The following is a 14,431-nucleotide window of genomic DNA, read 5'->3' as shown; positions in this document are numbered from 1 at the left end:
GGTACCCGCCCGCGGCGGAGATGCTCCGCACGGTAGTGCCGTGTCGCAGTGTACGGCATGGCGGCCCCCTGCCGCCATGGACTTTTTGTTAGGCGCTTTTATTTACTGAGCAGACGCATGCCCCGCTCCAGCCCGTCGATCGACAGGGGGAACATGCGGTTGTTCATCAACTGCCGCATCACGCCGATCGACTGGCGGTACTGCCACAAGCCCTCGGACTCTGGATTGAGCCAGATGAATTTCGGGAACGCCTGGGTAAAGCGCGCCAGCCACGTCGATCCCGCTTCCTCGTTGTTGTATTCGACGCTGCCGCCCGGCTGCAGGATTTCATAGGGGCTCATGGTGGCGTCGCCGACGAAGATCAGCTTGGTGTCGGGCGGGTATTTGCGCAGCACGTCCCAGGTGGGGAAACGCTCGGCGTTGCGGCGCCGGTTGTTCTTCCACAGGTAGTCGTAGACGCAGTTATGGAAGTAAAAGAACTCCATGTTCTTGAATTCCGTCTTCGCCGCCGAAAACAGTTCCTCGGTGCGCTCGATATGGTCGTCCATGCTGCCGCCCACGTCCAACAGCATCAGCACCTTGATGCGGTTCTTGCGTTCGGGCCGCATCCTGATGTCGAGGTAGCCCGCGTTGTTGGCCGTGGCGGCGATGGTGGCGTCCAGCGCCAGTTCGTCTTCCGCGCCTTCGCGCGCGAACTTGCGCAGGCGGCGCAAGGCCACCTTGATGTTGCGCGTGCCCAGTTCGCGCTCGCCGTCGTAATCCTTGTAGCTGCGCGCTTCCCACACTTTCACGGCCGTGCGGTTGCCGCCCTTGCCGCCGATGCGGATGCCTTCCGGGTTCGTGCCGCCATTGCCGAACGGCGACGTGCCGCCCGTGCCGATCCACTTGCTGCCGCCTTCGTGGCGCTCCTTCTGCTCCTTCAACAGCTCGTTCAGGCGGTCCATCAGCTTGTCGTAGCCGAATTTTTCCAGCTGCGCCTTCTGCTCCTCGGACAGTTCGCGCTGCATGCGCTTGAGCAGCCAGTCGAGCGGTATTGCCGCGTTCGTGTCGAAGGCCGCATTGACGCCCTTGAAGTACTGGGCAAACGCGCGGTCGAACTTGTCGAAATGGGCTTCATCCTTGACCAGGGTCAGGCGCGACAGATAGTAAAAATCATCCATCGAGGGGTCGATGACGTTCTTTTGCAGCGCCTCGAGCAAGGTCAAAAACTCCTTGATCGAAACGGGAATCTTCGCGTCCTTGAGCGTGAAGAAGAAATCGATCAGCATGGCGACCGCTCTCCTGCGCGCGGCAGTGCGGCGATGGGGCGCTGCGCCAGCTTGTAGCGCAGGTGGGCGGCAATTTCCGGCCACTCGCCGCGCGTGATGCTGTACATGACCGTGTCGCGCACGGTGCCGTCGCGGCGCAGCGCATGGTGGCGCAGCACGCCATCCTTTTTCGCGCCCAGGCGTTCGATGGCCGCCTGCGAGGCGTGGTTGAAATTATCGGTGCGCAGGCCCACCAGCGCGCAGCCGAGCGTGTCGAAGGCGTGCGCCAGCAGCAGCAATTTGCAGGTGGTGTTGACGTGGCTGCGCTGGCAGCGCTTCGCATACCAGGTGTAGCCGATTTCCAGGCGCCCGATGGCCGGTACCACGTCGTGGTAGCTGGTGGTGCCCAGCACCTCGCCGCTTGCCGCGTCGACGACGGCAAAGGCGAAGCGCGAAGGGCGCATCTCGATGCCCTTGAAAATGTACTGGTCCACCTGGTCCGGTTCGGGCACGGAGGTGACGCGCAGATTCCACAGTTCGCCATCCATGGCCGCCGCGCGCAGGCCGGCCGCATGGTGCGGCGCCAGCGCTTCGAGGCGGATGCCGTGCAGTTCCAGGGGGACGAAGACCTTGTCGGGGCTGATGTCGTTCACCGGCGCTCCTTAGCGGTTGGTGCGCGACATGAACATCAGGCGCTCGAACAGGTGCACGTCCTGCTCGTTTTTCAGCAGCGCCCCGTGCAGCGGCGGCACGACGGCCTTGTTGTCCTTGCTGCGCAAGGCTTCGGCCGGGATGTCCTCGGCCAGCAGGAGTTTCAGCCAGTCGAGGAATTCCGACGTCGACGGTTTTTTCTTCAGGCCCGGCACGTCGCGCACTTCATAGAAGGTTTGCAGCGCCTGCGCCAGCAATTCCTGTTTCAGGTGCGGGTAGTGGACGGCGACGATCTGCTCCATCGTGTCCTTGTCCGGGAATTTGATGTAGTGGAAGAAGCAGCGGCGCAAAAAGGCGTCCGGCAATTCCTTCTCGTTGTTCGAGGTGATGATGACGAGCGGACGGTGGCGCGCCGTGACCATTTCGCGCGTTTCATACACATAGAATTCCATGCGGTCCAGTTCGCGCAGCAGGTCGTTCGGAAATTCAATGTCGGCCTTGTCGATTTCATCGATCAGCAGCACCACCGGTTCGGGCGCCGTGAACGCCTGCCACAGCACGCCCTTGACGATGTAGTTCTGGATGTCGCGCACGCGCTCGTCGCCCAGCTGCGAATCGCGCAGGCGCGAGACGGCGTCGTATTCGTACAGGCCCTGCTGCGCCTTGGTGGTCGATTTGATATGCCATTGCATCAGCGGCATGTTCAGCGCGGCGGCCACTTCCTCGGCCAGCATGGTCTTGCCCGTGCCCGGTTCTCCCTTGATCAGCAGCGGGCGTTGCAGGGTCAGCGCCGCATTCACGGCCAGTTTCAGGTCGGCGGTGGCGACATAGCTGTCGGAACCTTCGAAGCGTTGGCCTTGCTGGGTGTGCTGTGCTTGCATGAGCGGTCTGCCAAAGTGGGGAAATGGTGAGTATAAACAGAACTGTGGCCCAGCGTCACGCGGACGGCCTGTGCCTGCGTGCCTACAATGCGGGTTTTATAGGTGGACTTGCAAGAATATCTTGGCTAGAATCGGCAAGCAGCAGATTAATTGGCAACCTTAATTGTCAACACATAAAATCAAAAAAAACCAGCTCTGGCGTTTCTCCGATTACCTTTGTTCACATTGCCACTATGAAAAAAATATTTGCACTTCTCGTGCTTGCCGGCATAGCAAATGCCGTCACAGCGGCTGACATTGTAGGAAACGCCAAGGCAGCCCCTGCCAAGGTGGAAATGTGTATCGGCTGCCACGGCATTCCCGGTTACAAGGCAACCTTCCCTGAAGTATTCCAGGTGCCGATGATCGGCGGCCAGCCGGCAAAATATATCGAGAATGCGCTGCAAGCCTACAAGAAGGGCGACCGCAAGCACCCCAGCATGAAGGGCATCGCCAGCAGCCTGTCGGACCAGGATATCGCCGATGTCGCCGCGTATTATGCGCAACAAGCCAAGACGAACTGAGGACCAGCCCGATGAAAAAACTACTCGCCGCCCTCGTTTGCGCCACCATCTCGTTTTCCGCCAGCGCCGCCGGCAATATCAACACGGGCAAGGCCCTGGCCGAAAAATACAGCTGCGCCACCTGCCACGGCAAGGATTACAGTTCGCCCATCGACCCGTCGTACCCGAAACTGGCGGGCCAGCACAAGGATTACCTGGAACATGCGCTGACCGCGTATAAACGGGGCGACAAGGCCAACGGCCGCAACAACGCCATCATGACGGGCCAGGTAAAACCGCTGAGCAACCAGGACATCAAGGACCTGGCCGCCTACCTGCACAGCTTGCCGAGCAGCCTGGTCACTCATCGCTGAGCGGTAACGCCGGCTCAGGCTTTCAGCCCCACCCGGCGCGCCAGTTTGTGCAAGTTGCTGGCGTCGAGTCCCAGCTGCCGCGCCGCAGCGGCCCAGTTATCCTGATGCAGGACCAGCGCTTGCCGGATGGCCTGGCGCTGGCTCGCTTCGACGATCTGATGCATCGATAGCAGCGGCGCCGCCGGCGTGCCGCACGTGGCTGGCGCCAGCGGTAGCGCGTCCGTGCCGGCCGGCGTTTCCAGCGCATCGAGGTCGAGCATATCCGTTTCCAGGGTCACGATGTCCTTGCGGTCCGCGCCGCGTATCACGGCTTTCAGCGCGGCCCGGCTGATCACATGTTCCAGTTCGCGCACATTGCCCGGCCAGCGGTAATGGCACAGGGCGTTTTCCGCCGCGGCGGACAGGCGCAGGCTGCGCAGGCCCAGACGCGCGCGGTTCAGTTCCAGGAAGCCGCCTGCCAGCAGCAGCACGTCATTGCCCCGCTCGCGCAGCGGCGGAATCGGCACGGGATACACGGATAAACGGTGATACAGGTCGGCGCGGAACGAGCCGTCGCGCACGTGTTCGCGCAAGCTGCGGTTGGTGGCGGCGATCACGCGCACGTTGACCCGGCGCGGCCGGTCCGCGCCCAGGCGCTGGATTTCGCCATTTTGCAAGGTGCGCAGCAGCTTGGCCTGTATCGACAATGGCAATTCCCCCACTTCATCGAGAAACAGGGTACCCCCTTCGGCCGCCTCGAAGCGCCCGGGCCGGTCGCTGACGGCGCCGGAAAACGCACCGCGCACATGGCCGAACAATTCGCTTTCTGCTAAGGATTCCGGCAAGGCCGCGCAATTGACGTGGATCAAAGGCTTGCCCGCGCGGCGCGACAGCCGGTGCAGGCGGTGCGCGCACAGCTCCTTGCCCACGCCCGTCTCTCCCAGCAGCAGCACGGGCAGTTCGGAATCGGCGACCACCTGCAATTCGTGCAGCAAGTGCGTGATGGCGCTGCTTTGTCCCACGAAATCGTGTTCCTCGCGCGGCGCCTGCGCATCGGCCAGCATGGCGCCGCCCGACAGGCGCAGGGCGCGGATTTCCGTCTCCAGGCGCGTTACGCGTACGGCCGCTTCGATGGCGCAGGCCAGCTCGCCCAGGTCGCGCTGCGCCTGTGTATCGAAGGTGCCCACCTGCAGTGCGTCGAGCGTGATCACGCCCCAGCGTTCGCCTTCCAGGTCCAACGCCATGCCCATGCAGTCATGGACGGGCAGCGGCTCGCCGGCCCGCTCGGCGATCAGGCCATCGTAGGGATCGGGCAGGGAGCTGTCGTGATGGAAGCACAGCACGCCGCGCCGCTGCAGGATGGCGGCCAGGCGCGGATGGTCGGCGACGGCGAAGCGGCGTCCCAGCGCGTCGTTGGCCAGGCCGGCCATCGCCACGGGGCGCAAATGCTCGCCATCGATTTTCAGCAAGGCCACGGCCTCGCAGCCGAAGTGGGCGCGCAGGCTGCCGACGAGGCGCTGCAGGCGCACGGCCACGGGCAGGTCGGCGACCAGGTCTGTGAGTAACAGCAGGTGGATGGCAGTGGTGGTCATAAGTACCATGCAGGGTACAACGGACCATGCTTGAACAGGGTCATATCGACCCTGCATTTTTCAAATCGTTGATTTAAAACAAGTTTTTCCTGGCACACGGATTGCCTAGGTAAGAGTGCCGAACCGGCATACAAGACCAAGGAAAGCTTGATGAAAACGACTCCCTCCCTCCGCGCCATTGCCGCCGCCGTCTGCGTACTGGCCATGCCCCTGTCCGTGCAAGCCCAGGTGAGCCTGCCGGCCAGCGCCGCCGCCACCGCCGCCAAACCGGCCGCCGCTGCGGTCAAGCGCTATGAACTGCAAACCAATATCGTCGATGGCAAGATGGTGTTCATCGACGCCAAGGGCCAGGTCAACCCCGTGCTGGCGGCCAAGGTGGGCGACACGGTCGAACTCGTGCTGAAAAGCGGCGAAGGCGCCGAGCACGATCTGCTGATCCCGGAACTGAATGTGACATCCGCCAAGTTCAGTGCCAATAGCGGCAGCACCACCGTGCGCTTCAAGGTCACGCGCGCGGGCACGTTCACCTATTACTGCTCGATCCCCGGCCACCGCCAGATCGGCATGGAAGGCAAGCTGGAAGTGAGCGGCACTTCGCTGGCCGAGACGGCGGCACCGAAGGCCGCTGGCGCCGGCAGCGCTGCCAGCGAATCGAGCCAGGCCGCCGCGCTGGCCCTGTACACGCCCGCGCCATCGCCGATGCGCGGTCCCGATCCCTCGGCCGTCAGCGTGGCGGCCAATCCCGCCTCCGTGCCGACCGCCATCGGCGCGCGCGCGCCGCAAACCCTGAAATACCGGATGGAGACGGTGGAATTGCCGGGCAAGCTCGATGACGGCACCAGTTTTACCTACTGGACCTTCAACCGGCAAGTGCCCGGCCCCATGCTGCGCGCGAAGGTGGGCGACACGGTGGAGCTGACCCTGTTCAACGCCAAGGACAGCAAGATGATCCACTCGATCGACCTGCACGCCGTGACGGGCGGCCATGGCGGCGGACAGCACACGCAGGTGGCGCCTGGCCAGGAAAAAACCGTCACCTTCAAGGCGCTCAATCCGGGCCTGTTCGTGTACCACTGCGCCACGCCGCTGGTGCCGCAGCATATCGCGGCCGGCATGTACGGCATGATCCTGGTCGAACCGGAAGGCGGCCTGTCAAAAGTCGACCGCGAGTATTACGTGATGCAGGGCGAGATGTACACGGGCCGTCCGCACGGCGCACCCGTGCACCAGGAAGCGAACCTGGAAAAAATGGCCAATGAGCTGCCCGACTACTACGTCTTCAACGGCGAAGTGGGCGCCCTGAGCAAGACGCATAAACTGCAGGCGAAAGTCGGCGAAACGGTGCGCATCTATTTCGGCGTCGGCGGCCCGAACAAGATTTCATCGTTCCACATCATCGGCGAGATCTTCGACAAGGTGTACAGCGAAGGCTCGATCAGCAGCCCGAAACACGACGTGCAAACGACCCTGGTGGCACCGGGCGGCGCGACCATCGTCGAACTCAAGGTACAGCATCCTGGCAGCTATCTGCTGGTCGACCATGCGCTGTCGCGCGCCGGCAAGGGCGCCGTGGGCGTGCTGGAAGTGACTGGCGAACCCGTGCCCGGCGTCTATCACGCTGGCGCCCATCAATAAACCCCATTCATCCTCAAGGAACCATTATGGAAATGATCGACCAATCCCTGGGCCAGCTGGCCCGCCGCATCCCTGGCGCCACGCGCCTGTTCGATGCCCACCGCCTGGATTTCTGCTGCGGCGGCAACAAGACCCTGCGCGCGGCGGCCGAAGCGGCCGGCGTGGACACGGCGCCCATCGTCAAGGAACTGCAAGTGCTGGCAGGACGGACTGACGCCAGCGGCGAGCGTGACTGGCAGGAAGCTTCGGCCACCGAGCTGGTGGAACACATCCTGTCGCGCTACCACGCCGTGCACCGCGAGCAGCTGCCCGAGCTGATACGCCTGGCGCGCAAGGTCGAGCAGGTGCATGGCGACCGCGCCGACTGTCCGCACGGGCTGGCGGAACACCTGTCGGCCATGGCGCAGGAACTGGAAAGCCATATGCGCAAGGAAGAAGACGTGCTGTTCCCCATGATAGTGCGTGGCCAGGGCCCCCGGGCCGGCGCGCCCATCAACGTGATGCGCATGGAGCATGACGACCATGGCGTGGCCTTGCGCGCGATGGAGGAAATGACGAACGACATCACCGCGCCGGCCGGCGCCTGCACCACCTGGCGCGCGCTGTACACGGGCTTGCGCACCTTCCGCGAAGACCTGATGGCGCACATCCATACTGAAAACAATATCCTGTTCGAGCGCTTTGCGCCGGCCGTGGTGCACTGACAAAGGAAAGACCCATGGGTCCCTACAAAAAACTCTGGTTCACCCTGATCGGTGTGCTGATCGTGACGTTTTCGCTGCTCGGCTACTACGGCGCCGAAGTGTACCGGCAGGCGCCGCCCATCCCCGCGCAAGTGCTGGCGCAGGATGGCCGGCAGCTGTTCGACCGCGAGGGCATCCTCGACGGCCAGACGGCCTGGCAATCGGTCGGCGGCATGCAGCTCGGCTCCATCTGGGGCCATGGCGCCTACCAGGCGCCCGACTGGACGGCCGACTGGCTGCACCGCGAACTGACGGCCTGGCTGGAACTGGCCGCGCAAGAGCAGCATGGCAAGGCGTACGCGGCCCTCGACGGCCCCGCGCAGGCGGCGCTGCGCGAAGCGCTCAAGCTTGAATACCGCGGGAACCGCACCGATGATGCGCAAGTGCTGCGCCTGTCGCCGCGCCGCGTGCAAGCGATCGCCAACACGGCCCACTATTACGACCAGCTGTTTTCCGACGCGCCGGCGCTGCAAAAAAGCCGCGAGCATTTCGCCATGAAGGAAAATACCCTGCCCAGCGCCGAGCGGCGCGCACAGATGACGCAATTCTTCTTCTGGACGGCATGGGCCGCCGCCACCGAGCGTCCTGGCCAGAAAGTGACCTATACGAACAACTGGCCGCACGAACCGCTGATCGGCAACCAGCCCAGCGGCGAAAACCTCGTCTGGTCGGTTGCCAGCGTGGTGGTGCTGCTGGCCGGCGTGGGCTTCCTCGTCTGGGGCTGGGCCTTCTTGCGCGACCATGACGAAGCGCTGCCGGCGGCCGGTCCGCGCGACCCGCTCACCACGTTCGCGCTGACGCCTTCGCAGCGGGGACTCGGCAAGTACCTGTTCCTGGTCGTGGCGCTGTTCATCTTCCAGGTCTTCATCGGCGGCTTCACGGCGCACTATACGGTGGAAGGGCAGCAGTTCTACGGCATCGACGTGTCGCGCTGGTTCCCGTATGCGCTCACGCGCACCTGGCATATCCAGGCCGCGCTGTTCTGGATCGCCACGGGCTTCCTGGCGGCCGGCCTGTTCCTCGCGCCCCTGATCAATGGCGGCAAGGACCCCAAGTGGCAGCGCCTCGGTGTCGACGTGCTGTTCTGGGCCCTCGTCGCCGTGGTGGTCGGCTCCTTCATCGGCAACTACCTGGCCATTGCGCAAGTGATGCCGCCCGAGTGGAATTTCTGGCTCGGTCACCAGGGTTATGAATATGTGGACCTGGGACGCTTGTGGCAGATCGGTAAATACATCGGCATCCTGCTGTGGCTCGTGCTGATGCTGCGCGGTGTCGTGCCGGCCCTGCGCAAGCCGGGCGGCGACAAGAATTTGCTGGCGCTCTTGACCGCATCCGTGGGCGCCATCGGCCTGTTCTACGGCGCCGGCCTGTTCTACGGCGAGCGCACGCACCTGTCCGTGATGGAGTACTGGCGCTGGTGGGTGGTGCATCTGTGGGTGGAAGGCTTCTTTGAAGTCTTCGCCACGACGGCGCTGGCCTTCATCTTCTCGACCCTGGGCCTGGTGTCGGTGCGCATGGCCACGGCGGCCAGCCTGGCCTCTGCCTCGCTGTTCATGCTGGGCGGGATACCCGGCACCTTCCACCACCTGTACTTCGCCGGCACCACCACGCCCGTGATGGCCATCGGCGCGAGCTTCAGCGCGCTGGAAGTGGTGCCGCTGATCGTGCTGGGACACGAAGCGTGGGAAAACTGGCGCCTGAAGGAACGCGCGCCATGGATGGAAAACCTGCGCTGGCCGCTGATGTGCTTTGTCGCCGTCGCCTTCTGGAACATGCTGGGCGCTGGCGTGCTGGGCTTCATGATCAATCCGCCCGTCGCCCTGTACTACATCCAGGGCCTGAACACGACCCCCGTGCATGCGCATGCTGCGCTGTTCGGCGTGTACGGTTTCCTGGCGCTGGGCTTTACCTTGCTGGTGCTGCGCTATCTGCGTCCCGGCTACCGCTTCAGTCCTGCCTTGATGAAGACGGCGTTCTGGGGCTTGAATGTGGGCCTGGTGCTGATGATCTTTACCAGCTTGCTGCCGATAGGCATCATCCAGTTCCACGCCAGCGTGACGGAAGGCCTGTGGTATGCGCGCAGCGAAGCGTTCATGCAGCAGCCGCTGTTGCAGAACCTGCGCTGGATACGTACCTTCGGCGACGTGGTCTTCATCGGCGGCGCCATCGCCATGGCGCTGCAGGTGGTGCTGGGCTTGATGGACAAGGCGAAGGCACCCGCGCTGCCACAGGCGGTACGGCCAGCCTGATCGGTTGCTGCGCCGCCGAGTGTTGTTGATCGCTCTCCCGAAGCCGTGCTAGCCACGGCTTTTTTCATACAGGGCCAGGAAGACGAGGCCGGCGGCCAGCGGGATATTTTTCGTCAGCGGCCCGAAAGGGTGTATCAGGAATTCCGGCAGGAAGACGGCGATCACCAGTGTATAGCCGGCCACCAGCGCGCACTGCGTCCACCATAGCAACGGCCTGGCATGGAACAGCGAGGCGATGCCCATGGCCAGGTCGGCCAGGCATGAGGCGGCAAACACGTGTTCCGTATGCAGCGTGATGCCGCTGCGGCGCAGCCATGCGAGCGATTCGGCATGCGGATACAGATACCAGGACACAAACGCCGTCCATAGCCAGATAAAAGCCATGCCGAGGCGCATGGCCCAGTACAGCCCTTGCAGCTTGGCTGGCGTCATGGCGCGGGCTTGGCAACCATCAGCCAGTAGACCAGCATGAGCGCGGCAAATGCGGGCACGCCAAGCCAGAACCAGCAGCGCGCATAGACCCAGTACAGGCGCGGCAGCGGTGTGCCCGTGTCGTCAGCCAGGCGGGCCAGGCTGCGCATGCGGATCTGCAGCCATACCACGGGTAGCCAGCAGGCGCCGGCCACCGCATACAGCAGCATCGAGGCGAGGACCCAGCCGGACAGGATCGGATAGCCGGCCAGGTGCGCCAGGGCCAGTCCGGACAGCGGCTGGACAATGACGGCCGGCGCGGTGAACAGCCAATCGGCCAGCACGGTCTTTTCGGCCGACAGGCGGATCGCACGCACCTCGCCACTCCGGTCGTTGATCCACTTGAAGAAAGCGATGCCGATGCCCGTGCCAAACAGGATGGTGGCGCTGAGGATGTGCAGCCATTTGACGAACAGGTACCAGCTCATGCCGGTACCTCGGTCACGTCATGGCCTTGCAGCGCGGCCAGGTAATTTTCCACCGTGAGCAGGCCGACGCAGGGCATCGCGCCGCGCGGTAGCGGCGCACCACCGCTGCTGGCGCTGGCCAACCGGTGCGCCAGCGCGATCGACGCGCCGCACGGGATATGCGGGCCGTGGTTTTGCGCCGCCAGCAATTGCCAGGTCAGCGTCAGCGGCAGGCCATCGAGTCCCGTGCCTTGCAGCGTCACGAACATCGCGCCTTTGTCGCTGACCAGCGGTTCCACCCATTGGCTGATGGCGTGCAATGGCCTGACCAGCGGCAGCAGGCTGCGCAACAGGCCCAGGCGCACCAGTTGCGCGGCGGCCCAGACGAACAGATGGCCGGGCGCACCGGCAAAACCGGCGTGAAAAGTGACGGTGTCGAGGCCCGGATAGCGTTGCGGGAACAGTGCCAGGTCGGGCACGTCGCAGCTGCCCAGCAAGCGCCGTCCCACGGGCGCGGCAAAGCGGTGGCGTTTCAGGTCGAGCCAGCCGTGCGTGGTCTGCTGGCTGCCGGCAACCAGGCGCTGGAACGGTTTGCCACAGTACGAGAAGATGCCTGCCATGGTAGCGATGCCCGGCGCGCGGGCGCCGGAGGCGATGCCGTGGCGGATCGATGTGAGCTGGCGAAAGCGCGGCAGGTAGCGGTCCACCACGGCCGAGGACAGCGCTGGCAGCGAGCTGGCGCCGCTGGTGATGAACACGCCGCGCTGGCGCGCCAGGTCGTCGAGGCTGGCGATGCCGGCGACAAAATCGCGGCCGTCGGCCAGGTCGATATAGTTGGCGCCGGCCTCGATCGCCGCACGGGCGACGCGGTAATCCTGGCCCTGGAACGGGCCTGCGGTATGGATCAGCGTATCGACGCCCAGTTCGGTCAGGCGCCGCGCCAGATCAGGTGCATCGGCATCGAGCGCCAGTGCTTGCCGCGGTGGCAAGCCCAATTGCGCCGCCAGTGCCTTGGCCCTGGCGGCGTCGCGCCCGGCCACCAGTAGATGGATATTCTGATTGCCGGCTAGCGTCTGGCAAATGCGCGTGCCGAAAAAACCGTAACCGCCGAGTACGAGAATGGTGTGATGGGCCAAGATATCCTTCAGTGGCTGAGTTTCTTGGCAACATGATACTACCTGATCAGCGGCGCCGCACGCAGTCGATATACGCGTCCGTATCCGGCGGCAAACCCGAGCGCTGCGAAGCCCAGATCATCTGGCCCAGGCATTCCATCACTTCGTGCTGGGCGGCATGGGCCGAATCGAGGCGCTGGGTCAGCTGCTGGACGGCCGGGCGGATGCCGCGCGGCTGGTCCACCTGCACCTGCTCCGTGATCGACAGATGCATGGACAGGTGCAGGAACGGGTTGGCATGGCCCCCTTCGACGGAGTAGTCGCGCGCCAGCGCCGCTTCGACGTCGGAGAGCTCGTTTTCATACTCGGGGTGTTCGAGTATCCAGTCGAGCGCGATGGCTTCCATCGGCGTGAGGATTTCATGGGCGCGGTGCTTGCGCAAGGTGTCGCAAAAGAAGCGGCGCACGTCGTCGGAAGAGGGGTTGAACATGGCTGAATGGCTATGGCTAAAGGGCAGCCGGCATTGTACCGCGTACGTCAACGAAGGGCATCGAGGATGCCCTTTTTTCCGTCTGGCGCCCGCTTTCATGACCCGATAGTCACCGAAATTTAATACCCTGCAGTAAGTATTATCCACTACCGCCACGGCCCGGTGGCGCCAAATAACGGTGATAAAATCGCCGCTCTTGATATTTGCTCTGGACACGATGACGATTTTGTTGTCATTCCGTGCTTCCATTGCCCGCACCTTTGCCACCAGATCTTGCTCCTGGTTTATCCCGGAGCGCGGCAGCATGCCTATCACCATCGACTTGACCTGTCCGGCCGCCCTGGCGTTCCGGCTGGCGGGCTGTTTGCATTCCATGCAGCGATGGTGCCGCCACGGTGGCGCGCAAGAATCATCCTTCAGTATTCATAAACGGAGTTACGTATGCGTAAATCGCTATTACTTTTGATGTCGTGCCTGATCCTGGCGGCATGTAACAAGACCCCTCCGGCCTCGTCCGAAAAACCGGTCGACGTGCTGCTGATCGGCGCCGGCACCATGAGCGCCACCCTGGGCAGCATGCTCAAGGAACTCGATCCGTCGCTGACGATGGAAATGGTCGAGCGCCTCGATTCCGTGGCCGCCGAAAGCTCGGACGCGATGAACAACGCGGGCACGGGCCACTCGGCGTTTGCCGAACTGAACTACACGCCGGAAGCGGCCGATGGCAGCATCGAGACCAAGAAAGCCGTTGCCATCAACGAGCAATTCGAAATTTCCAAGCAGTTCTGGGCCTATCAGGTCGCCAACAAGCACCTGGGCGCGCCGCAAACCTTCATCAACAATGTGCCGCACATGGCCTTTGTGTGGGGTGACGACAATATTTCCTTTTTGAAGAAGCGCTATGCCGCGCTGCAAAAGGAAAACCTGTTCAAGGGCATGCTGTTCTCGGAAGACCTGGCGCAGATCGAGCAGTGGGCGCCGCTCGTCATGCAAGGCCGTGACAAGGGCCAGAAAGTGGCGGCGACGCGCATGGAAATCGGTACCGACGTCAATTTCGGCAACCTCACGCGCGGTCTCGTGAAATACCTGACGGACAGCCACGGCATGGTCCTGCACCTGCGCCACCAGGTGGAAGACATCCAGCGCGGCGCCGATGGCGTGTGGAATGTGACGGTGAAAGACTTGAACGCTGGCAAGGAAAAGACCATGCGCGCCAAGTTTGTCTTCATCGGCGCCGGCGGCGGTTCGCTGCCGCTGCTGGAAAAATCGGGCATTCCTGAAGCCAAGGGCTACGGCGGCGTGCCGGTCGGCGGCCAATGGCTGGTGACGACCAATCCTGAACTGGTGGCGGCGCATGCGGCCAAGGTCTACGGCAAGGCATCCGTCGGTTCGCCGCCGATGTCCGTACCGCATCTGGACACGCGCATCATCGATGGCAAGAAAGCCCTGCTGTTTGGTCCGTTTGCCACTTTCTCGACCAAGTTCCTGAAAAACGGTTCGTGGATCGATTTGCCTGCCTCGATCGGCACGGGCAATGTAAAACCGATGCTGCAAGCCGGCTACGACAATATTCCGCTGACGAAATACCTGGTGGAACAGGTCATGAACTCGCCGGAAGACCGTTTGAAGACCCTGCGCGAATACCTGCCGAACGCCAAGATGGAAGACTGGACCCTGCAAAACGCCGGTCAGCGCGTGCAGATCGTCAAGGATGACCCTGTCAAAGGCGGCTTGCTGCAGTTCGGCACGGAAGTCGTCGGCGCCGCCGATGGCAGCATCGTCGCCCTGCTGGGTGCATCGCCAGGCGCCTCGACCGCGCCGCCGATCATGATCAAGGTGCTGCAAACGGCATTCAAGAGCCGCCTGGCAACACCGGAATGGCAAGCGAAGATGGTGGAAATGGTGCCGTCGTACGGTCAAAAGCTGAACAACGACCCGGCCCTGGCCAACAAGATCCGCCACTACAGCAGCAATATCCTGGGCCTCAAAGCCATCACGCTGGATGTTCCCGCCGCTGCGCCAGTTACTGCAGCAAACTAAGCCAGCCTGACCGGC

The 14,431-nt window shown here is 63.3% G+C and carries 14 protein-coding genes; 6 read left to right on the top strand and 8 right to left on the bottom strand.

The features are described 5' to 3' along the window. Positions 1 to 98: 98 nt before the first annotated feature. From OPV09_RS26000 to OPV09_RS25990, 3 genes are read right to left on the bottom strand one after another with little or no spacing between them, the layout of a single operon-like run. Entirely contained in the window at positions 99 to 1,268 is a 1,170-nt protein-coding gene (locus tag OPV09_RS26000; protein ID WP_338679766.1) for a hypothetical protein, read from the bottom strand. Then, positions 1,262 to 1,900: a GNAT family protein gene (locus tag OPV09_RS25995; protein WP_338679765.1), complete on the bottom strand. Its 639-nt coding sequence runs from the start codon at positions 1,898 to 1,900 to the stop codon at positions 1,262 to 1,264. The genes OPV09_RS26000 and OPV09_RS25995 overlap by 7 nt, the downstream gene beginning before the upstream one ends. 9 nt (positions 1,901 to 1,909) lie before the next feature. After that, positions 1,910 to 2,779, bottom strand: a complete 870-nt coding sequence (locus tag OPV09_RS25990; RefSeq protein ID WP_034746522.1) for an AAA family ATPase — start codon at positions 2,777 to 2,779, stop codon at positions 1,910 to 1,912. A gap of 233 nt (positions 2,780 to 3,012) precedes the next feature. Between OPV09_RS25990 and OPV09_RS25985 the strand changes: the two genes are divergently transcribed. Together OPV09_RS25985 and OPV09_RS25980 are read left to right on the top strand one after the other, a co-directional pair. Continuing rightward, positions 3,013 to 3,342 (top strand): c-type cytochrome, encoded by a 330-nt coding sequence (locus OPV09_RS25985; protein WP_034746524.1) that lies wholly within the window; start codon positions 3,013 to 3,015, stop codon positions 3,340 to 3,342. An 11-nt stretch (positions 3,343 to 3,353) separates the two neighbouring features. Continuing rightward, entirely contained in the window at positions 3,354 to 3,695 is a 342-nt protein-coding gene (locus OPV09_RS25980) for a cytochrome c (protein WP_338679763.1), read from the top strand. A 14-nt stretch (positions 3,696 to 3,709) separates the two neighbouring features. Here OPV09_RS25980 and norR read toward each other — a convergent pair whose 3' ends face one another. Then, positions 3,710 to 5,266: a nitric oxide reductase transcriptional regulator NorR gene (gene norR / locus OPV09_RS25975; protein WP_338679762.1), complete on the bottom strand. Its 1,557-nt coding sequence runs from the start codon at positions 5,264 to 5,266 to the stop codon at positions 3,710 to 3,712. 150 nt (positions 5,267 to 5,416) lie between these two features. Here norR and nirK point away from each other — a divergent pair, with 150 nt between their 5' ends. From nirK to OPV09_RS25960, 3 genes are read left to right on the top strand one after another with little or no spacing between them, the layout of a single operon-like run. Then, positions 5,417 to 6,901, top strand: coding sequence for a copper-containing nitrite reductase (gene nirK, locus OPV09_RS25970; RefSeq protein WP_338679761.1), 1,485 nt, complete (start codon positions 5,417 to 5,419; stop codon positions 6,899 to 6,901). 26 nt (positions 6,902 to 6,927) lie between these two features. Further along, the gene (gene ytfE / locus OPV09_RS25965; RefSeq protein ID WP_034746535.1) at positions 6,928 to 7,605 is read left to right on the top strand and encodes an iron-sulfur cluster repair protein YtfE; all 678 of its coding nucleotides are present in this window, start codon (positions 6,928 to 6,930) and stop codon (positions 7,603 to 7,605) included. Positions 7,606 to 7,619: 14 nt separating this feature from the next. Continuing rightward, positions 7,620 to 9,893, top strand: a complete 2,274-nt coding sequence (locus tag OPV09_RS25960) for a nitric-oxide reductase large subunit (RefSeq protein ID WP_338679760.1) — start codon at positions 7,620 to 7,622, stop codon at positions 9,891 to 9,893. Between the two features lie 48 nt (positions 9,894 to 9,941). Here OPV09_RS25960 and OPV09_RS25955 read toward each other — a convergent pair whose 3' ends face one another. From OPV09_RS25955 to OPV09_RS25940, 4 genes are read right to left on the bottom strand one after another with little or no spacing between them, the layout of a single operon-like run. Next, the gene (locus tag OPV09_RS25955) at positions 9,942 to 10,325 is read right to left on the bottom strand and encodes a DoxX-like family protein (RefSeq protein WP_051990782.1); all 384 of its coding nucleotides are present in this window, start codon (positions 10,323 to 10,325) and stop codon (positions 9,942 to 9,944) included. Further along, the gene (locus OPV09_RS25950; RefSeq protein ID WP_338679758.1) at positions 10,322 to 10,792 is read right to left on the bottom strand and encodes a DUF2269 domain-containing protein; all 471 of its coding nucleotides are present in this window, start codon (positions 10,790 to 10,792) and stop codon (positions 10,322 to 10,324) included. Before OPV09_RS25950 ends, OPV09_RS25955 begins: the two co-directional genes overlap by 4 nt. Then, on the bottom strand, positions 10,789 to 11,907 hold the full coding sequence (locus OPV09_RS25945; protein WP_338679757.1) for a saccharopine dehydrogenase family protein: 1,119 nt from the start codon (positions 11,905 to 11,907) through the stop codon (positions 10,789 to 10,791). The genes OPV09_RS25950 and OPV09_RS25945 overlap by 4 nt, the downstream gene beginning before the upstream one ends. A gap of 46 nt (positions 11,908 to 11,953) precedes the next feature. After that, positions 11,954 to 12,376, bottom strand: a complete 423-nt coding sequence (locus tag OPV09_RS25940; protein ID WP_338679756.1) for a DUF1841 family protein — start codon at positions 12,374 to 12,376, stop codon at positions 11,954 to 11,956. 441 nt (positions 12,377 to 12,817) lie between these two features. Between OPV09_RS25940 and mqo the strand changes: the two genes are divergently transcribed. Then, entirely contained in the window at positions 12,818 to 14,416 is a 1,599-nt protein-coding gene (gene mqo / locus OPV09_RS25935) for a malate dehydrogenase (quinone) (protein ID WP_338679755.1), read from the top strand. Positions 14,417 to 14,431 lie beyond the last annotated feature (15 nt).

It is taken from the genome of Janthinobacterium sp. TB1-E2 (genome assembly GCF_036885605.1).
Lineage (GTDB): Bacteria > Pseudomonadota > Gammaproteobacteria > Burkholderiales > Burkholderiaceae_D > Janthinobacterium > Janthinobacterium aestuarii.
The sequence above is the reverse complement of the archived record's forward strand: the minus strand, read 5'-3'. Positions and strand labels throughout refer to the sequence as shown.